At 43.6% G+C, this 18991-nt stretch carries 23 protein-coding genes and 1 pseudogene; 13 read left to right on the top strand and 11 right to left on the bottom strand.

What is annotated here, in order from left to right:
* Positions 1-17 precede the first annotated feature (17 nt).
* Together NSS79_RS19290 and glnA are read left to right on the top strand one after the other, a co-directional pair.
* A complete protein-coding gene (locus NSS79_RS19290) occupies positions 18-428 on the top strand; it encodes a MerR family transcriptional regulator (RefSeq protein WP_036656080.1) in 411 nt (136 codons plus the stop codon).
* Between the two features lie 30 nt (positions 429-458).
* Positions 459-1787 carry a type I glutamate--ammonia ligase gene (gene glnA, locus NSS79_RS19285; protein ID WP_342435758.1) on the top strand — a complete coding sequence of 443 codons (1329 nt, stop codon included), beginning with the start codon at positions 459-461 and terminating at the stop codon, positions 1785-1787.
* Between the two features lie 391 nt (positions 1788-2178).
* Here glnA and NSS79_RS19280 read toward each other — a convergent pair whose 3' ends face one another.
* The gene (locus tag NSS79_RS19280; RefSeq protein ID WP_342435757.1) at positions 2179-2340 is read right to left on the bottom strand and encodes a hypothetical protein; all 162 of its coding nucleotides are present in this window, start codon (positions 2338-2340) and stop codon (positions 2179-2181) included.
* Between the two features lie 657 nt (positions 2341-2997).
* Positions 2998-3180: a hypothetical protein gene (locus tag NSS79_RS19275; RefSeq protein ID WP_342435756.1), complete on the bottom strand. Its 183-nt coding sequence runs from the start codon at positions 3178-3180 to the stop codon at positions 2998-3000.
* A gap of 156 nt (positions 3181-3336) precedes the next feature.
* Here NSS79_RS19275 and NSS79_RS19270 point away from each other — a divergent pair.
* Positions 3337-4527 (top strand): annotated as a pseudogene (locus tag NSS79_RS19270) (transposase).
* A gap of 286 nt (positions 4528-4813) precedes the next feature.
* Here the strand turns inward: NSS79_RS19270 and NSS79_RS19265 are convergent.
* Both NSS79_RS19265 and NSS79_RS19260 read right to left on the bottom strand, forming a co-directional pair.
* Entirely contained in the window at positions 4814-5005 is a 192-nt protein-coding gene (locus NSS79_RS19265; protein ID WP_342435755.1) for a hypothetical protein, read from the bottom strand.
* 325 nt (positions 5006-5330) lie between these two features.
* The gene (locus tag NSS79_RS19260) at positions 5331-5519 is read right to left on the bottom strand and encodes a hypothetical protein (RefSeq protein ID WP_342435754.1); all 189 of its coding nucleotides are present in this window, start codon (positions 5517-5519) and stop codon (positions 5331-5333) included.
* A 344-nt stretch (positions 5520-5863) separates the two neighbouring features.
* Here NSS79_RS19260 and NSS79_RS19255 point away from each other — a divergent pair, with 344 nt between their 5' ends.
* The 4 genes from NSS79_RS19255 (at position 5864) to NSS79_RS19240 (ending at position 7992) form a co-directional block, all read left to right on the top strand.
* The gene (locus NSS79_RS19255; protein WP_342435753.1) at positions 5864-6034 is read left to right on the top strand and encodes a hypothetical protein; all 171 of its coding nucleotides are present in this window, start codon (positions 5864-5866) and stop codon (positions 6032-6034) included.
* A 35-nt stretch (positions 6035-6069) separates the two neighbouring features.
* The gene (locus NSS79_RS19250) at positions 6070-6726 is read left to right on the top strand and encodes a hypothetical protein (protein WP_342435752.1); all 657 of its coding nucleotides are present in this window, start codon (positions 6070-6072) and stop codon (positions 6724-6726) included.
* Positions 6727-6744: 18 nt separating this feature from the next.
* A complete protein-coding gene (locus NSS79_RS19245) occupies positions 6745-6936 on the top strand; it encodes a hypothetical protein (RefSeq protein ID WP_342435751.1) in 192 nt (63 codons plus the stop codon).
* Positions 6937-7593: 657 nt separating this feature from the next.
* Complete coding sequence (locus NSS79_RS19240; RefSeq protein WP_342435750.1) at positions 7594-7992, top strand: DDE-type integrase/transposase/recombinase; 399 nt, start codon at positions 7594-7596, stop codon at positions 7990-7992.
* Between the two features lie 400 nt (positions 7993-8392).
* On the opposite strand, the gene NSS79_RS19235 is transcribed toward NSS79_RS19240, so the two are convergent.
* From NSS79_RS19235 to NSS79_RS19215, 5 genes are all read right to left on the bottom strand, one after another.
* Entirely contained in the window at positions 8393-10933 is a 2541-nt protein-coding gene (locus NSS79_RS19235) for an ABC transporter permease (protein ID WP_342435749.1), read from the bottom strand.
* Positions 10930-11607, bottom strand: a complete 678-nt coding sequence (locus NSS79_RS19230; RefSeq protein WP_342435748.1) for an ABC transporter ATP-binding protein — start codon at positions 11605-11607, stop codon at positions 10930-10932. Before NSS79_RS19230 ends, NSS79_RS19235 begins: the two co-directional genes overlap by 4 nt.
* A gap of 108 nt (positions 11608-11715) precedes the next feature.
* Positions 11716-12633, bottom strand: coding sequence for a HAMP domain-containing sensor histidine kinase (locus NSS79_RS19225; protein ID WP_342440402.1), 918 nt, complete (start codon positions 12631-12633; stop codon positions 11716-11718).
* A complete protein-coding gene (locus tag NSS79_RS19220) occupies positions 12630-13307 on the bottom strand; it encodes a response regulator transcription factor (protein ID WP_342435747.1) in 678 nt (225 codons plus the stop codon). The genes NSS79_RS19225 and NSS79_RS19220 overlap by 4 nt, the downstream gene beginning before the upstream one ends.
* Before the next feature lie 568 nt (positions 13308-13875).
* Positions 13876-14616, bottom strand: coding sequence for a hypothetical protein (locus NSS79_RS19215; protein WP_342435746.1), 741 nt, complete (start codon positions 14614-14616; stop codon positions 13876-13878).
* A gap of 302 nt (positions 14617-14918) precedes the next feature.
* Between NSS79_RS19215 and NSS79_RS19210 the strand changes: the two genes are divergently transcribed.
* From NSS79_RS19210 to NSS79_RS19200, 3 genes are read left to right on the top strand one after another with little or no spacing between them, the layout of a single operon-like run.
* A complete protein-coding gene (locus tag NSS79_RS19210) occupies positions 14919-15173 on the top strand; it encodes a TetR/AcrR family transcriptional regulator (protein ID WP_342435745.1) in 255 nt (84 codons plus the stop codon).
* 50 nt (positions 15174-15223) lie between these two features.
* Positions 15224-15469 (top strand): hypothetical protein, encoded by a 246-nt coding sequence (locus NSS79_RS19205; protein ID WP_342435744.1) that lies wholly within the window; start codon positions 15224-15226, stop codon positions 15467-15469.
* Positions 15470-15847: a multidrug efflux SMR transporter gene (locus NSS79_RS19200; RefSeq protein WP_341093779.1), complete on the top strand. Its 378-nt coding sequence runs from the start codon at positions 15470-15472 to the stop codon at positions 15845-15847. It begins immediately after the preceding gene.
* A gap of 416 nt (positions 15848-16263) precedes the next feature.
* Here NSS79_RS19200 and NSS79_RS19195 read toward each other — a convergent pair whose 3' ends face one another.
* Positions 16264-16602 (bottom strand): L,D-transpeptidase, encoded by a 339-nt coding sequence (locus NSS79_RS19195; protein ID WP_342435743.1) that lies wholly within the window; start codon positions 16600-16602, stop codon positions 16264-16266.
* Between the two features lie 128 nt (positions 16603-16730).
* Positions 16731-17357 carry a transcriptional repressor LexA gene (gene lexA / locus NSS79_RS19190; protein WP_038592979.1) on the bottom strand — a complete coding sequence of 209 codons (627 nt, stop codon included), beginning with the start codon at positions 17355-17357 and terminating at the stop codon, positions 16731-16733.
* A gap of 293 nt (positions 17358-17650) precedes the next feature.
* On the opposite strand from lexA, the gene NSS79_RS19185 reads away from it, so the two are divergent.
* The 3 genes from NSS79_RS19185 (at position 17651) to NSS79_RS19175 (ending at position 18962) form a co-directional block, all read left to right on the top strand.
* Positions 17651-18064 (top strand): LysM peptidoglycan-binding domain-containing protein, encoded by a 414-nt coding sequence (locus tag NSS79_RS19185; protein ID WP_342435742.1) that lies wholly within the window; start codon positions 17651-17653, stop codon positions 18062-18064.
* 110 nt (positions 18065-18174) lie between these two features.
* Entirely contained in the window at positions 18175-18384 is a 210-nt protein-coding gene (locus NSS79_RS19180; RefSeq protein ID WP_038592973.1) for a DUF896 domain-containing protein, read from the top strand.
* Positions 18385-18434: 50 nt separating this feature from the next.
* The gene (locus tag NSS79_RS19175; RefSeq protein ID WP_076109525.1) at positions 18435-18962 is read left to right on the top strand and encodes a hypothetical protein; all 528 of its coding nucleotides are present in this window, start codon (positions 18435-18437) and stop codon (positions 18960-18962) included.
* The last annotated feature ends 29 nt before the right edge of the window (positions 18963-18991 follow it).

Here is an 18991-nt window from a genome sequence, read left to right as displayed (position 1 = left end):
GGAAGGTTGGATGAGTCATGGGTGATGAAATCCGCAGAAATATGGCACTATTTCCTATAGGTATTGTAATGAAGCTAACCGATTTATCTGCCAGACAAATTCGTTATTATGAGCAGCACAGTCTGATTGTGCCCGCTCGTACCTCCGGCAATCAGCGTTTGTTCTCATTCAATGATGTGGAACGCCTGTTGGAAATCAAAGCATTAATCGAGAAGGGTGTTAACATTGCCGGCATCAAGCAGGTGATGAACCCAGTCACGAAGGAATCCGAAGAAGCTACGGTTATTACCCCTGATACAGAGGTTAGACGTAGAGAGTTGTCCGATTCACAGCTTCATCGTTTGCTGAAGCAGGAACTGGTTTCCGGTAAAAGACCGGGACAAGTCTCTCTTATTCAAGGCGAACTTTCCCGGTTTTTTAATAAATAACATAAAGAGACATGAAAGGGAGAGGGTATAGTGAGCTTTTCTAAAGAGGATATTACGCGCATCGCCAAGGAAGAAAACGTCCGTTTTATTCGCCTGCAATTTACCGACTTGCTCGGAACGATCAAAAATGTAGAGATTCCTGTTAGCCAGCTCGAAAAGGCGCTCGACAATAAAATGATGTTCGATGGTTCCTCCATTGAAGGTTATGTACGGATTGAAGAATCCGACATGTATCTCTATCCTGACCTCAGCACATGGGTAATCTTCCCTTGGGTGACGGACAGCCGGGTTGCCCGTCTGATTTGTGATGTGTACATGCCTGACGGAACACCGTTTGCCGGAGACCCGCGTGGTATTCTGAAGCGTTGTCTGGAAGAAGCTGAAGAAATGGGTTATACCGCGATGAACGTTGGTCCTGAACCTGAGTTTTTCCTCTTCAAAACTGATGAGAGAGGGAACCCGACTACGGAATTGAATGACCAAGGCGGATATTTCGATTTGGCACCGATGGATCTTGGAGAGAACTGCCGCCGCGAAATCGTTTTGACTCTTGAAGAGATGGGCTTTGAAATTGAAGCTTCCCACCATGAAGTTGCTTCCGGCCAGCATGAAATTGACTTCAAATATGCTGATGCCATCAAAGCTGCTGACCAAATTCAAACCTTTAAGCTTGTCGTGAAGACGGTAGCCCGCCAGCACGGCCTGCATGCTACTTTTATGCCTAAACCACTTTTTGGTATGAACGGATCCGGTATGCACGCTCACCAATCCCTGTTCAAAGGCAAAGAGAATGTGTTCTACGATGAGAGCGACACACTTGGCCTGAGCAAGACAGCCCGTTACTACATGGCAGGTATTCTGAAGCATGCCCGTGCGTTTGCTGCAATCACGAACCCGACAGTGAACTCTTACAAACGTCTGGTTCCCGGTTATGAAGCCCCTTGCTACGTAGCATGGTCCGCCAGCAACCGCAGCCCGATGATCCGTATCCCTGCTTCCAGAGGGCTGAGCACTCGCATCGAGGTCCGCAATCCGGATCCGGCAGCTAACCCTTACCTTGCACTTGCTGTAATGTTGAAGGCAGGTCTTGACGGCATCAAACGCCAACTGGATCTTCCGGCTCCTATCGACCGTAACATCTATGTGATGTCCGAAGAAGAGCGGATTGAAGAAGGCATCCCTAGCTTGCCATCCGATCTGAAGGAAGCGCTGAACGAAATGATCCGCAGCCATGTCATCACCGAAGCCCTCGGCGAACATGCGCTGGCTCACTTCTATGAGCTGAAAGAAATCGAGTGGGATATCTACCGTACCCAGGTTCACGAGTGGGAAAGAGATCAGTACATGACTCTTTACTAGAATACAGCAGCCCTTGGCGCGTAAGCGTTGGGGGCTTTTTTTTGTGGGAAGAAGGGCGATTTCTCTTGGAGAGGATGGGTTACCACAAAATTACCACAAATATTTATTTTCGAGGATATTTTGAAGCTGTGAATCAAACCGTATTATCCCAACCGGATTCACTATGTTTAGACCTACTTGTCCCAAAATAGTTGGATCAGTCGGAGTGCTTCGTAATAAATATTACCATTTCCATTTTGCGAAGATCGTGCGTCAAGTGTACGAACCATATAACATACCTCCAATTGTTTTTTGAGATATGCTATGCAGTTACTCAAACGAATTCGTCCGCATGATGACAAACATTTTATAGATTAATAGGGGCTGTCATAGCGCAAGGGAAGGGGTGAACTCACTTATCTTTAGGAGTCTTAGGTCTTCCCGATTGAGACAAGGCAACACCAAAAACAATTCCTAATCCGATACCTAATGCGATGTTATGGAAAGCAAATCCAAAAGCAACAGCAAAACAGATTCCTACTCCCAAGCCGTAAGACTTTTTATTTTTATTCATATGTCACACTCCAAATTCAATTATTTACCAATTATACGCGGCTTATCTATTTTAGTTTCGAAAGGGCATAGCCCCTTTAAGGAGAGAACACGACATGCCAAAACAACCAAAGATGAAGAAGTCCGGACTGAAGCCGGGCGATCAGGTAATCATGCACAGCTGTTACGAGGCGCGCAAAGAAAAATGCTATTGAATTCTTTTCCTTATCCTTATTAATTTTACGGCTAACAAAAAATACCAGTACAGCGGATGTTATTGACAGCACAGTTCTTACCCATTCATTTCTTACATAAGCACGATGATAAGTTGTATGAGCAAAGTGAAAGTTTCCACCAAGAAGAAGATTCAGGAGAAAGTCAAACAGTTAACTATACCGTCGGTTGTACCGGGTAACACTTATTACATGCTTGTGTAGCCTGATGGAGTGTATGACAGGGAAGAAAGGGACACGGAAGAAGAGGTTTGGTATGAAGCACCGGACTATTGTAATAACCCCTGCCGCCCCAAAAGTTATAGAGGTAAATTCAGACGGATATGTCCGGTGTCGGATTTGCTCACCGCCAGCCATAGAGAGAGGGTAGAGGCGGCATTTATCACGCTTAGTAGTGTTAAAGAGTAGATCAGTGTCGCAGCAGACTCATAAGACGCAAACAAATGCTATTCGTTTTTCTTCTGTTTCAATTTCTCAATATAAATCCAAACATAGTAAGTAATCCAAAATGCAATCGCAAGCATGGCTAATAATGCATAAGACTTTGTATCGTTTGGAAGAGTGTAAGCCAAGATGATCCCTAGAATAAGGAACGGTGGAAAAAGGGTGAAATACTTCTTTTTATGCAATATGACTATCTCCTTTTTATTAATTGAGCATTTTGCATTAATCTAAGCCCTTGTTGCACAAAGAGATTTTGAGCATAAAAAAGGACTTCACCCCAACTTGGAGAAGTTTTTTGGTGACCAAACCAAAACAAAACACTCAAGAGGAGGAAGCCCCCTTTGTATATTCTCCAAGAATGTCTGTTTTCCTTTGAGGAGCTTCAAAAAATCGAATCCAAAGAACGACTGCCTATCTTTTTCAGCGCACTCGACCTGCGACCTTACGCGAGGGAATTGAGAAATCGCTCACCCCGAGGAGCGGATGGGCACTGTCGTCAAGGCATTCTTCGCGCGTTACTCGCGGCTCCCTTAGAGAACATCGATACGTTTAGCGGCCTAGAGCGCAGACTGGAGTTTGACCTTCGTTTCCGTTACCAATGTGGGCTTCGGTTGGATCGTCCTGCCCCTTCCATTTCTACGGTAAGCCGAGTCTTCGCCGGATTGACTCACAAAGGCCTTGCCCAGCGGTTGTTTGAGGATCTTGTGGCTCAGTGTCAAGAGGCTGGAATCATCGGTGGCACTCATGTCGCCATCGACAGCGCAGCCATTCACGCCTACGAGAAAAAAGAACCCAGCGAAAAAGCGAACTCACCGGCAATGCCAACTGGGGGGCAAAGTTGACACCTTTGGCAACAAGGTCAAGTGGTTTGGCTATAAATTGCATCTGGCCGTCGATGCCAAGAGTGAACTTCCCATGGCGCTCAAGGTGACCCCTGCCCATGTGAACGACGGAGACGAAGGGCCTGCGCTTATGGCGCTTATCGCTGCGAAATCCAAAACAAAATTCTTCATGCTGGATGCGGGCTATGACCAAATGAAAAACTACGAGGCAGCCCGGAGCGTCAAGGCACAAGCCATTATTCCGCTGAATCCCCGAAATGAAAAGGAGCCGCCAGCAGGGATCACACGAAAAGGCAGGCCCTGTTGTTCGATGGGTTTTCCCATGACGTATTGGGGACACGAAAAGGTACATTTGAAATTCCGTTGTCCGCATGCGACAGGTCAAGTGGATTGTCCTTTAGGCATGGCCGCTTGTTCGTCCTCCAATTATGGAATGGTGGTCAAAACCAACAGTCAGACGGATCTCCGGCGCTATGCGTTACCGCATCGGGAAAGCCGAAGCTGGAAGGAGCTTTACAATAAACGAACCAGTGTGGAACGTTGCAACTCTCGAATGAAGACCTATTTGACCGCAAACCAGCTCCATGTCTGGGGGATTCAAAAGTGACAACCCACCAATATTTGAATGCGATTGTGTTACTTGCCTCTGCACTCGCTATCGCGAAGCAACGAATTCACAACACCGCTTAAAACTTCAGCTTCACCGAAATTCTGCCCGTCTGCCTATTTATAGCTCAGCTCTCACAAAACTGGAATTGCGCTGTGATCTGAACATGACTCTGAAACGAAGCATGAATTATGCAAAATGCTCAATTAGTTATTGATACGTTATCACTGCTAAAAAATTATGGGAATGGCGGACTTTAAATAAATTATTATTATGTTTCGACGTACCAAGACAAATTTCAGTAGACCCATAGTCTATACTGAGAAGAGGATAATATTAATGGAAATAACACGCGCACGTTTTAAGGGTTTAAAATTTCTCAGGCTTTTCAATTCTAATTGAGGCTACTTCTCCGCACTTTTTACAAAATGTATATATAACCGGGGAGCCAAAAGAAAAAGATTTACCGATTGGCATTACTCTAGCATCCACAGCATTCACTTCACCTTTAGCAAAGGTAGTACTTCCACAAGTTTTACAAGTTAAGTTTTCTTGATTCATAATAACCATCCTCTAAAATATTTAACAATTAATACGAATTGTACCAAAGACAGGTTTCATTATTAAAAGTGCTATGTGACTTTCGGAAGACATAACGCAATAAACACAAATACGAAAGACGTAGTGAAAACGGCTTCTGAAAATGGTTCTATTAGATGATGCACAGTTCGAAGATACATGACATAAGGGGATAGAGGAGGTTACAGCCCTCCTCTCCCACAGGTTAAGACGAAGTGGACGCATATTGCGAAGTAACAAAATGACTACGGAGGAACATGTAAGGACATGGGAGAGTGTAAAAGAAAGAACGACCAATAGAGGTCGCTCAAGGATGTTGCATATGGTGCATCGCAAGAAAATACTTTTCAACTTCATTCAGGTGTTTTCGGTATTCACCTCCATAGTAGAGATGCAATGAATGATCGATATACTCATATTTATCAGCAAGCATCTTGTAAGTTGAGGCTAGTTTCAAATGATGTTTCCATGCCATTTCGTTATTTATTTGATTCAAAACATTCACTCCTTAAATTTTAGGCTCTAACCCATCATATGCAGTTACCTAAAAGTAGGAGTGGGCTTTTAAAATGAACTTTTTTTGTCGTATGGAAATTGTCGGCAAGAAAAGCGCATTTAAGGATGCTACTGAATTCTTGGAAAAATGCAAAGGTGAATTCGATTGGAAGTTTGAAGATATCGACTTTGAAATCACAGTGGAAGACGTTCATGACGGAGCATACTGCCGGTACTATCCGCGTATGCTAGAAACGTGTGCTTCCCATGACGCTTTAGGGTGTCCACTGTGCGGTAATGTAATGTGAATTTGGCTGTACTTAACTTATAAGGGGGCAGAGACACATGGATAAAAGACAACCATCAGTATTTATCGAACCAGCAACATTGGAGGACTACTTGGAGTTTTGCCAGCAGAAAAAAGAAGACGGCGAGAGATTCGTAACACTTCCTGTTCATCAGATCAGTTCACTTATCACGGCATACTTAAATCTATTGCGTAAACAAGGCAAGTAATTTAGGGGGCAGACCCCAAAGGGAGAGGATACACGATGGCAAACCTTGAAGGAATGGGATTTAAGTTTTCTGTATTCAAAAACGATGACGTTGAACAGTTAACACATGGAGAAAAGGTTGCTCTTGGTCACATTGCAGAATCAATCGAAGATAACCGCCGGGCTGTGGGAAAGAATCCGCGAAATACGTATTTGGTCATCAACACAGACGAGCCATATGCAGACGAAGTAATTGCCATTCTCAAGCGTAATGGACATGACAAAGCGAAACTGACATTAACACAGGCTGAAGCGATTGATAGCGTATGGGCTGCCCAACACTGGACACCACAGGAGTTTATTGCGCAGCACGCAGCTAACCCGAACCGATGGGTAGCACCCTGTGATGTTCTGAATGGTATGGAACTTGATATGTTAATCCGGGCATTTTATATCGGGTATGAAGTGGAACAAACGGTAGAGGAAAAACTAAGAGAGCAATACCGAAACTGGTCAGAAGATGATGGATTTGATCATGCTGCAAAATGTGTGATGGAAGTAACTCTGTACATTATCGGAATGAAGGTGAAAGGAATAAACGGTTTATTAGCGTCCGTAGGCCATCGAGTCAGACCGAATAAGCACAGGCGGAGCCGGTGGCCGGATAGGTTTATCTGGTTCCCCATAAAGAAAGGAACAACCCACAACATTTAATTAGGGAGGAAACAGACAATGCCTAAACTGATAGACAGCGAAAAAGTAGTTGAATGGATGCTGCAAAGCAGAGATGCTGAAGGGTTTTGGAATAAGTTAGCGCTGACTCCGCAAGACTCGATGGAACATTTACGTAACGCAATCAATTCCGGCACCTTTAACCCCACACTAGTACAGCCAGACACTGGGGAGGTAATCAAAGATGAGTAAATCAGACGCTATTATATTGGCGATACAAAGTTTTGCTCTGGGAGTACTAGTTTGCCAATTTATATATATGTGGCCCACCAAGAAAAAAGGAGGTAATAACCGATGATACCACTCCTTAAGCCTATAACCGGATGGCCCAGCGCAGGGGGGGCGGTTAGTGTTAGCTATTAATTACTAAAGATATACCATAATAATATATAAGTTATTCCGAAGAAAAGGATTACACCCAGTATTGAGATGGAAAGAAGAATAAGGATAACTTTATTTCCGTTCATAAAATTCACCTCTTAAATAAAATACCTCTCCCAATTTTTAGTGTAGGGGAGAGGCCGAGAAAGAAAGGAAAGGGCAAACCACCCTCACATCACGATATTAAATGATTGCGGCACTGCTATCAACTGAAATATTGAAAATGGAGGTCATAACTAATGGGGACTAAACCGGGAGATATCTATACAGCCCAGATCATGACAATCAAAATCAAGAAAGGCATACCCACACAAGGAGGTGAAGAAGAATGCTAAACTGCTGTTAGAGTTAAAAGTGGACACTCGTTATGTGAACAGGAATAATGAGATTAACGAGGAGGTGTCCACATGAGTGGACACGAAAAAGCTACAATGATGAATTTAAAAAACAGACGGTAAAGTACATCCATTGGACGACCGGATGACCACAGATCTGGTAATGAGCGCTCTAGAAGACGCCTACAAGGCCAAACGCCCAAAGAAAGGTCTCATTCACCATTCGGATCGAGTCTCACAGTATGCCTCAGCCGACTACCGTAAGCGTTTGGTGAAATACCGCATGAAGGCCAGCATGAGCCGCAAAGGCAACTGCTACGACAATGCTTGTATTGAATCTTTTCACAGCCTATTGAAAAAAGAGTTTGTGTACTATACCCGATTCAAAACGAAGAAACAAGCCTATGATGGCATCTACCAGTACATTGAATTTTTTATAACCGCAAGCGAATCCATGGTGCTCTGGGCTACGTATCGCGGGTTCAGTTTGCAGCTAGATTCAAACGAAAAGCAGCCTAATTTCATTTTTTAGTGTCCACTATCTTGACGGAGGTCCAAATTGCGAAGCTGGCTTTTGGTAGACGTTAGAAAAGATCGGAGTACCGTTCGCAGTATGGTAAAGGTAGCATTAGGGACGACAGTTGAACTTGAAGAAGCGGATAACGTTAGCCGGGCATACGCATTTAGTGTCACCCGGACCAAGCTAACATTTTCAGGGGAAACACTTGTTGTCTGTAATCCGATATCTCCAAAAGTGTAGGAAAAAGAAGATGAACTTAGCCCTAACGCTGGTGTATCAGATGTGCTATCTTGGGCAATTCGCATATCTGAAAATTGAATACTCATATATTTCACCTATCCTCTCATTTGGCTAATACAGTTTATGAGAGTGAATGTATTAAGATAAAAAAATAATAAGAGAAATTAGCTATTTATTCAGTTGTCCGAAGCCGTTCCACAATACTTTTCCTGCCGCTCAGAGAATAGCTGGTGAGTGGAATACAGATTCCAAGTAATAATAGAATAGGCAGTACAGCGAGCAAGGGCCAGATAATGAATTTATAACTCATAAACCACATTAAATGACTGAAGGGTTTTGCAATTAAGAGTGAGAATAGACTTCCTAATAAGATGGAGCATACACTAGTACCAAGCACATAGTATAGCCCTTCATAGATAAGCATTGTTTTCAATTGTTTATTGGTCATACCAACGCTTTGCAGTATGGCGAATTCCTGGCGTCGGGTCAAAATACTAGTTAATATCGCATTAGCAAAATTCAGCACACCAATTAAACCAATAATTAAGCTAAGTGTTCCGCCAATCACGACTACTGTATTTTGCATACCTGTGAATTCATTCATTACAATAGATTTGGATCTGTAATGCATCGTCAGTTCAGTAGTTTCAGTGTACTTCTTCAAAAAGCTTTCCATCGTGTCCTCGTGACCGCTGGATACATTAAAGGCGTAACTCATCACAGCAGGCTGATGCACAAGTGATTTATAGATATCTGCTGGCAGGTAGAAGCCAGCGAAGAATGCGCCACTTGTACCGGAATTCGTGCTACTAACACTTACATGACCAAGAACGGTGAATTCATGACTGGTATATTCTTGAGCCTGGGGATTATTGATTGAACCCATATAGTTATGAAGGGTTACCTTATCACCCACTTGATATTTAGAGTATTCCATCTGAGGCCTGTTATTATCATCCGCCGGCACCCCTTCCAGAATGTACTTTCCTGAAGCGAGCTTGTTAAAATCCAGCTCGCCATCAACCAACTGCAGCCGGTGAAGAGGTAATTCTTCCAATCCAAAAGCCACTATAGGTAAGTTGCCGCGAGCATCTGCTTCATACCCCTCACTATTGTCCTTATGCTCGATAGTAAGTACATCACTGCCACTATACAAGCGGCCGCCTTCTTCAAAACCTGGTTGTGCCTGTACGGCTTGAATGTAACTTTCTGTCGTCGCGTTATCAGAACCGGTGAAGTGTTCTTGAAAATAGTCAGCATGACCAATAAGAAAGTCAGTATCATTAAATTTTGACAAGTATTTGTCCATGTCCATACTCTGAGATAACGTAAATGCAGTATTCAGGAGGATTAGACTTAAAGAAAGGCTGATCACTACCAGAGCTGTCCGCTTCTTATTGCGCCCTAGGTTGGCACGAGCCATGAGAGGCATTTTAGCGCCATTGGTTGACTTCCTCAGGTGGGTGCTGGCCGTTCTCTTAGCGCTTCCATCTGTGTATCTTACAGCCTCGACAGGAGAAACATTCGCGGCAATTCTGCCTGGCTTTAACGTACTGATGATGACGGTAATAACTGCGAACAGAGCGGAACCGATAAAAATCCATGGGCTCGGGGATACAGATATCTCAGCATTTGCGTGCATTGATCTTTCCGTAAGTAAAGGTACAAGTGATTTCCCGACAACAAAACCTATGAGTAAGCCGATAGGGACCCCGAGCACGGAGAGGAATAATGCCTGTCTGCGAATGATCCGGCGGATTTGCCTACTGCTTGTTCCGATAGTCTTTAGAAGTCCGTAGAAGCGGATATCGCGCATGACTGATATCTGGAATATGTTATAGATAATTAAGTAGCCGGTCAACATTATTAATAGGAGAGCGGCAGTTAGTCCGAGTATGGTTCCCGTGTCCATACCGAAATTAGTGGAGAGATATGACCAGTTAACATTACCGTTTAGATAGTTAGGCGCATTTTTGTCTAGGGAATAACCGCTTTCCGTTATCACTTTATCCAGTTTTCCCCGGAGGTCAAAGCTGTTATCGAATTTGACAAGAGCAGAGATGACTCCGGTTTGATCTAAGTTCTGTTTATATGTGCTGCGCAATTCTTCGGCATTGGCATCTACATAAGCTCTGGAAGCAAAGATCTGCCCCGCGTTAAATGCGGGGTCGCTTAACCACCAGCCTGACAGCACAAAGTCTTGCTGAACCTCTTTGCCATGTATCTCAAGCTTTAGGGTTAATGGTGTTCCCACATTCAGGGGAATGCCTAGTAACTCCGCAGTCTTGGAGTCCATGATGACTTCATTTTCTGCTACCGGTTTATGCCCGCCTTCAAGTTCAATAAATCCGTATTTCAGACCAATATCGTCATGATACCAAAACTCCGTATGACGCTTTAACAATTCCTCATTTGTTACTTTTTCACTTAGTAAGCGTTCATAAGCCAGCTCCTTAATAAGAGGGTGGTCCTTGATATGATTAAATTCCTCCTCGTTTAGATACTTGAGTGCGGCATGACCTTCTCCACCGGCCTGCCGCATCGTTGCCCGCTGCAGACTTTCCGCCGTGCCGAGTCCCATAGTGACCAGGGTGGTGAATAACAACGAAGTTAAGGCAATAGCGATAATCGCTATGATATTGCGGGTTTTATTCGCCTTCAAAATATTAGTCGATAGATTACGGATTGTTTTATTACTATTGACTTTGATCATCTGTCGCCACCACTAACCATTTTACCGTCTTCAATGCGGATAATACGGTCGGCCATTTGGGCAATTTCCTCGTTGTGGGTGATCATTACGATCGTTTGGCCGAACTGCTTACTGGAAACCTTTATAAGTCCCATAACATCAAGACTAGTTTTGCTGTCCAGGTTGCCGGTTGGTTCGTCGGCCAAAATAATAGCCGGTTTCGACGCCAGCGCTCTGGCAATGGCTACCCGTTGCTGCTGTCCCCCGGAGAGATTACTTGGCAGATTGTATAATTTGTTTTCAAGCCCCAATATATTCACAATTTTAGACAAATAGGCTTGGTCAGGCTGTTTTCCGTCCAGTTCAATAGGCAACACAATATTCTCGGATACGTTCAGGACCGGCACCAAATTATAATTCTGGAATACAAAGCCCATCTTCCGTCTGCGGAAAATGGTCAACTCCTCATCTTTCAACAAGGTAATATTTTTGCCATCGACCGTGACTTCTCCGCTGGTTGGCCGGTCCAGTCCTCCAAGCATATGCAGCAGGGTAGACTTGCCGCTTCCGGATGTACCTATAATCGCGACAAACTCCCCGTTTTCCACCTTTAGGTTCACCCCGTCTAAAGCATGAACCGCAGTATCTCCGCTGCCATAAATTTTTTTTAGATCCTTGGTTTCTAATACTTGCAAGTTGTTCTCCTCCTACACCCAAAAATGTATGTACTTAGTTATCTCAGTACATACAATAGCTTACTAATCTTTCTACATTCTTTCTGAAATCTAACAGTGTTGAAAGAATTATTGATCCATAGGAAGAAAAATGGAGAAAGTAGATCCTTTTTCCGGATGCGAAGATACCTTGATATAACCTCCTTCAGCCGCGATGATTTCCCTTGCCAAAAAGAGGCCAATGCCCACACCTTCTTGCGTGTTAACAGCAGGAGAGCGATAAAAACGCATGAATATTTTACCCTGCTCCTCTTCCGCAATGCCTATACCATTATCGGTAATATTAATTCGGCAAAATAATTCAAAAACATTTACACTAATGGCAATGCTTCCGTTGGTTTTTGTATACTTCACAGCATTATCCAAGATATTGTAGACAGCTTCAACCGTCCATTTTAGATCAAACCAAGCCAGCGCTGCTGTACATTTTCTAACAACCGTGATTTCTTTACCGTTTGCCTTTGGCATAATTTGCTCCAACGCAGTATCCACCAGCACTTGGACGGAGCCTTGTCTTGGAATTAGCTTGATAATCCCCGTTTCCAGCCGCGATGTATTCATCAAGGCGTGAATCAGGAAATGAAGCTTCTCGGCTTGTGTGGACAGGGCCTTTACACAAGTTGAACCATCTTGAGGTAATTCGTATTCACTGAGAATTTGAGAATATAGCAAGATGTTCGAGATAGGTGTTTTCGTTTGATGCGCAATATCGGATATGAGTTCACTTATTTTATTCTTTTCAGCAAGTAAATTTTTAGAAGATACTGAACAAAGAGCTAGAAAATGGGCGAGCTTTGCTTCTAACGCAGATATAACGGATTCGTCAAAAACCTTCTCTGAAAAGTTGCCGTCAATCGCAGTATCAATCATGTTCTCAAATGTCTTTATAGTTTTGTCGATGTTTTTGCGGTATAGCATAATTACAGCAGCAGCTGCTATAAGTGCAGTAACAGCAATTCCAATACATATATAGTTCAAGATTGTCATTTTATAGCCCATGTATAACCGATCCCATAGACGGTTTTGATATAACAAGGAGCGGAGGGGTTCTCCTCGAGTTTATCACGCAGCCTTTTTATCGTCACAGACAGGGCATTTTCACCTACATATTCAGCTCCATCTGTCCAGATGCTATCCACCAGACGATCGCGGGAAACGGTAATCCCCCGATTGTCAATCAAGATACGTAGTAGCTTTTGCTCGGTTTTGCTAAGCTCGACCGGATTACCATTGTTCAAAAATTTCATCTTATCAAATGAAAAGTAGAAATCGTCAACTTGAATGGTGTCGGGGTGCGGGTGTCTGGTTTTTTTTAGTTGAACTCCTACTCTGGCCCTTAATACCATAAGACTAAAAGGCTTAGTGATATAATCATCGGCACCCAGTTCAAAGCCAGTGACAATATCCGTTTCCAGATCATGAACAGTTAGAACGATGACTGGCATCGTTGTTGTTTGGCATATGTAAGTTAAAAGATCCAGCCCGCTTCCATCCGGCAAATTAACATCTAGAATTACTAAATCAAAGGCAGTAGTTTTTAATTGTTCTTTTGCAGAGGTAATGTCATGCTTTTGTAGGATGGTTATATGTGGCCCTTTGAGTGCAATGACAATACCATCGCTCAAGGCGATATCATCCTCGACTATTAATATGTTAATCATTATTTTTACTCCGATCCTGTCAGTTTACTTCGCGCGATAACTAAAAAAACGTTTAGCCGGATGTTATTAATCTACGCATTAACATCTCCCAAGAAAAGTATAAAGCAGATCTGGTAGGAGTTGATGAAATGGCAGAAAGATAGGGTAGGATTGAGGGCCTTAATTGGTGTCTGGTAACTAATGTTGTGATAATAATATAACACTTGAAGAATTGTTTGTAGAAACAGCAGCACTGGGTATGCAAAACAATCAATTGATCATGGAGAAAATAGTTCACCATCCTTTGACGAACAATACCCCGTCAGTGATTATAATGACGGGGTATTGATGTCTATGGTTTAAGTTTTTCCCATACAGGTGCTGAAAGTAAATATTGATTTTATGGAGCAAATGAAACATTTTGCACAATATATCGAATTACGAAGAATGCAATAATGAGCAGGGAGGCGAATCCAAGTAAAAAGGAAACGATAGCTTTATCTGAACGCGTGAGTTTACTCATTGCGATCACTCCTAGTTAATATTTAGTAGATTATACAATTAATCGGTGTACATCACAAACTCCTTGTTAATTTACTTGGACGAACTGCTCAACGAATTGTTGACGGTCTCTTTTGTTGAAGTGTGGCTTGCTAACTTTCTCTCCCCATATCTCATTAGAAGCCAGTGTACTGAAGTCCACGTTATAAAATCGCTCGATTTCTCCTTGCGTGAGAGCTACGGAATAGATTTTCCCATCGTATGGAATCACCATGTCAATCGAAGCAGCTCCGGGGAATTGCGCGAATAATCGGCTTGTTTCTTCCATAAGCAGTTTGTTTATTTGGTCGCCTGCAGAAAAGTAATCGATGTAATCTTCTTTAGTAATGCCGGAGGTTGGGTTCGCTTCTTTATATGCCTGGTAGGTCTCAAAAAAAGTAACCGTTATATTGTCTGTCCCGACGTTTACATCTTTTATAAAAGTTTTACCTGTAAGGTTGGCGGTATAAGCCAGCACCTCATCAGCAGATAAAGGTACTTGATCAGCAGACGTTGCTTGAGTGGGGTTGACAGTTCGTTCGGCTGAGGGTGAAGGGGGTGGGGCAGTTGTAGGTTCTGCTGTAGCCTTAGACGTTGGTTCTGTTGCTGGAGATAGACTTGATTCAGTGGTTGGCTTGGCAGTAACCATCGGTGTTGCTAGCGCCGTAATCGAAGCAGTAGGATCATCTGACTTGTCTTCGTTCCCGGTGGTAACCAACCCTATGATGCCGGCGGCTATTAAGACCACCCAGAACCACCAGATTTTATAGAATGGTTTGTTCTTTTTCATCTTTTTCCTCCCGCCTGTAAGGGTGAATTCCTGTATAACTCTAGGATAGCCCATTCATTCACCTTACATAAGTATGGATTAGACACATGCGCGTAACCAAACTTAAAGAGAACGGCCAATAGCGGAACGAATAGCTGATCTTCAAACTATATGGTATTTATTACCCATTTTGTGGGCATTGCAAGCGTATGGTGTATGTTCTTTATTTTATTTTCTGCTTGCGGAAAAGCCAGGTTATTTATACTTATATTGGTTTGACAAAAAAACCGTCCCGACGGTACAGTTGAAATTGGGGTGATAAGGTGACTATACATAACAACAGCTCCAAGAAAAAAATGATTTTGCAAGCGGCCTCCTCCATTGTTCGTGATCAAGGGGTGGAACACTTAACTCTGGAAGCTGTGGCCAAAGCGCCAGGCGTGAGCAAAGGCGGTTTACTGTATCACTTTCCTAACAAGGAACAACTGGTTTCCGGCATGGTGGATGAGCTGACCCGAAACTTTACGAAAGATGTTCAGAGCCATGTAGAGCAGGACAAGCAACAAGCTGGTAAATAGAGCAGGGCATACATGAATCTACTTTTTATGGTTTTGGAGAAGGCAGTGACATGAACTCGGTGCTGGCAGCAGCTTTATTTACGAATCCGAGCTTATTGACAAACATGCAGGAGAAATATGCTGAATGGCAACATAATTTTGAAAATGACGGTGTGGATCCACTGCGGGCAACCATTGCCCGACTGGCGACCGACGGACTCTGGTTTGCGGAAAAGTTTGGACTGGCACCGCCAGATCTGGAGTTAAAAGAACGCATTTACAAAGAATTGATGGACGGAGTAAAGGAGGAGAAGTAAGTGCCGTATCTGTTTTTGGCGATATCCATTGCCAGCGAACTTGTAGGAACTTCGATGCTCAAAGCATCGCAAGGATTCACCAAAATAATCCCGGTAATCGTAATGCTGATTAGTTTCATTTGTTCGTTCTTCTTTTTGTCGTTGTCCCTGAAGACTATTCCATTAAATACGGCCTATGCAATTTGGTCTGGAATCGGAGCGGTAGCTACAGTTCTGATCTCGGTACTGATCTGGAAAGAAAAAATAAATACAGGCAGTGTAATAGGAATAACCTTAATCGTCATTGGTGTGATTGTGCTGAATTTGCTGGGTCCCGGACATGGTTCTTCTGATGAAGCTGCCGAAACACAACAAACCAGCCTTTCCGATAGAGCCTAAGCCGAAGCTGTTGAAATAAAGATCATATACAATTTGTTCCAAACAACATTATAATGACGAAATAACAGTACCCTGCCAGAACGGTGGGGTATTTTCATATTCAAAAATACAGGGGAGTGAGTGAAAGTTGTCTGTGCATCGGGGAAATTTATTCTTTAATGGAATTGGCGTGTTTAGCGTATTGATGTGGCTCATATCGGTTGTAGCTTGTATTTACGCATTCGTACTATTGGTTAAACTTGCCCGGAGAGGAATAATAGCTTTGGATTTGTACATATATGCTAAAAATCGTGAAATACGCGACCGATATGAATCAGTAGACAGGAAAGACCCATATTAAGCACAATGAAAAACACCCTTGATCATTTCTTGGTGATCCTTAGGGTGTTTTTGCTTTTTGTCTGACCACCATACTGTTACTCCCTTATTGTAACCCGTGTTCCAATAGGCACGATTGCTGCAAGGGCCAGCACATCCTCATTGTACATGCGGATACAGCCATGGGAGACCATATGACCGATGGAGGAAGGGTCATTCGTTCCATGAATGCCGTAATGTGGTTTGGATAGACCCATCCAGAATGCACCAAAGGGTCCGCCAGGCTTAGGCTGTTTGTTAATGATAGTGTATTCTCCCACCGGTGAAACGGTAAGCATGGTGCCAATACCGACAGGGAACCCTCGGGTAACGATGTTATTGTCAAGCAAATAAAGCATGCGCTGCGACAGATCAACAATAATCCGATAATTAGGCATAGGTTCAGCACTCCTTTGATATCAGAATATGTGCGGAGTGCTGTTGCTGTTCGAAGGAAATGTTTGAAAAGGGGAAAGGGCTGCTTCACTTGAAAAAGCGAAGCAGCCCTTAAATATGAACAATAATATTAATGGATATCGCGGAAGAGACCGATAACTCGTCCCAAAATCGTAACGCGGTTAAGACGGAGGGGTTCATAAGCCGGATTCTCCGGCTGTAGACGAATGTGGTCACGTTCTTTGTAGAATGTCTTGACTGTAGCTTCGTCTTCTTCAGTCATGGCAACGACGATATCGCCATTGTCAGCAGTCTGCTGCTGGCGGACGATTACGTAGTCACCATTCATAATACCTGCTTCCACCATGCTGTCACCGAGAACGGAGAGCATAAATACCTTGTTGTCCCCCACATAGTGGGAAGGTAGTGGGAAGTAATCTTCGATATTCTCCGTTGCGGTAATCGGCACCCCGGCGGTGACCTTACCTACGACAGGAATACGGGTAACCGTCTGTACGAATTGATGTACATTCTCGGAATCTTCCTGGCCGAGCAGCTCAATTGCACGCGGTTTCGTAGGGTCGCGGCGGATAAGGCCTTTCTTCTCAAGCCGGTCCAGATGGCCGTGCACTGTGGAGCTTGAGGCCAAGCCTACAGCTTCACCGATTTCCCGGACGGACGGAGGATAACCCTTGCTACGGACTTCGTTACGTATAAATTCCAGGATCGCCAGTTGACGACTCGAAATCTTTGACATCGGAATCAACCCCATATAGTATGTTTGGGAAAATTATAACATAGAACTTCCGTTCGTACAAACATAAGTTCTAACAATCTGAGATTAATAGTGGAAATAGTAGCTTTTTACCATATTAGTATCTAATAACGGCTTGAAAATGGCGGGAAAAGGCAAAGCCGGTGCTGGAAACTGGCACATTTAAGGATACGAAAAAAAAGCGAACAATTGTTCTAAAAAATCTATTGATCAAAACACATGTTCGTGTTATATTATTTTCGAAAGTAAGAACAAGTGTTTGGAGGACGATGACAATGTTAAAATACAGTACATACCGCAGCATCTACGAAGAGGCCGGTGAAGTTGAATCTACTAGAGGACAATCTGCTTCTAATCATATGAATGAAATGAAACAATCCGCCGCCGCTTTATTTGCAGCGATCTTAGGATTATACCGTAAAGAATATCTGGTGAAGCTTGTGCTGGTCTTTATGCTTGTTGTATCCGGATTTACAGTTGTTGGTAATGTTTTTGCGAGTTCAGCATCATTAGTGAAGCAGGAGAAACGGGTAGTAGTTGAACGCGGAGACACGCTCTGGAGTATCGCCCTTAAGAACAAACCAGCGGGTATGAAGACGGTCGTATATATAGAAGGAATTAAAAAAACAAGCGGTTTGAAGAACGGGAACATTCAGGCCGGAGATATACTGACATTGCCTGTGTATTAACTTCATCATAAGCAGTATAGACTGACGTAAAGAGCTTTCAGGGGGTAGACCTTGACAAGCTCTTTTTCTCATGGCAAAGTTAGAATGAATTTATAGGGGAGGGGAAAGCATTGAATATTGACGAATTGGTCGCACGCATCAATGAACTGGCACGCAAACAGAAGAATGGCGGCCTGAGTGAAGAGGAATTGGCTGAACGGGCCAAGCTCCGCGAGATTTATCTGGGCAACATCCGCAGCAACTTCCGGGCTCAGCTCGACACCATTGAAATCGTGGATAATGATGAGCATGAACAAGGCAACAAGGGACTCAAACATTAGTCCAGTGTGTCTTTTTCATAGATATTACAGGATGACTAGGGGGAACTGACATGGCCCGTTCTTGGGAAAGAATGGTTCAACGCAACACACAGCAGGTCAACAAGCAAAGAAAGAAGCAGGGCAAGGATTCCATTTATGCTTCTTCGTCAAAATCAGCTGCGAAAAACAGTGATATCTTTAAGGGCCGCAACATTGCGTTTCCAGTTGTTCTAATGCTGCTTGGAATTATGTTCTGGGTGGTAGGCTCGATCGACGAGGCCAGAGGCAGCGGCATCCTTGCCAATTGGCTGGGCGTCGTTCTTTACTTTGCGCTGGCGGCACTTCTATTCTTCCGGCGTCCGTATCTGAAGGTTGAGCGCAACAGAGTGTCTACGATTAAGTATAACCGTGAACGCTGGCTGCAGGCGGGAGATATTGAGAAGATCACTTTGTCCCGTGGAGTGGTTGTGCTTAAATATAAGGGCAAGCGCAAACAGTGGATTTTCTCCAAGCTGATTAACCGGTATAACACTGAGGCCATGGGTGTACGCCTGGAGGAGTTCGGCAAAGCCAATAACATCGAAGTAGTACACGAGTAGGAAGATATAACAGCATAGGGAGAGGGAGA

It is taken from the genome of Paenibacillus sp. FSL L8-0436 (assembly GCF_038593025.1).
Classification (GTDB): Bacteria; Bacillota; Bacilli; order Paenibacillales; family Paenibacillaceae; genus Paenibacillus_AQ.
Note: the sequence above shows the minus strand (reverse complement) of the source record. Positions and strands in the feature narration are given on the sequence as shown.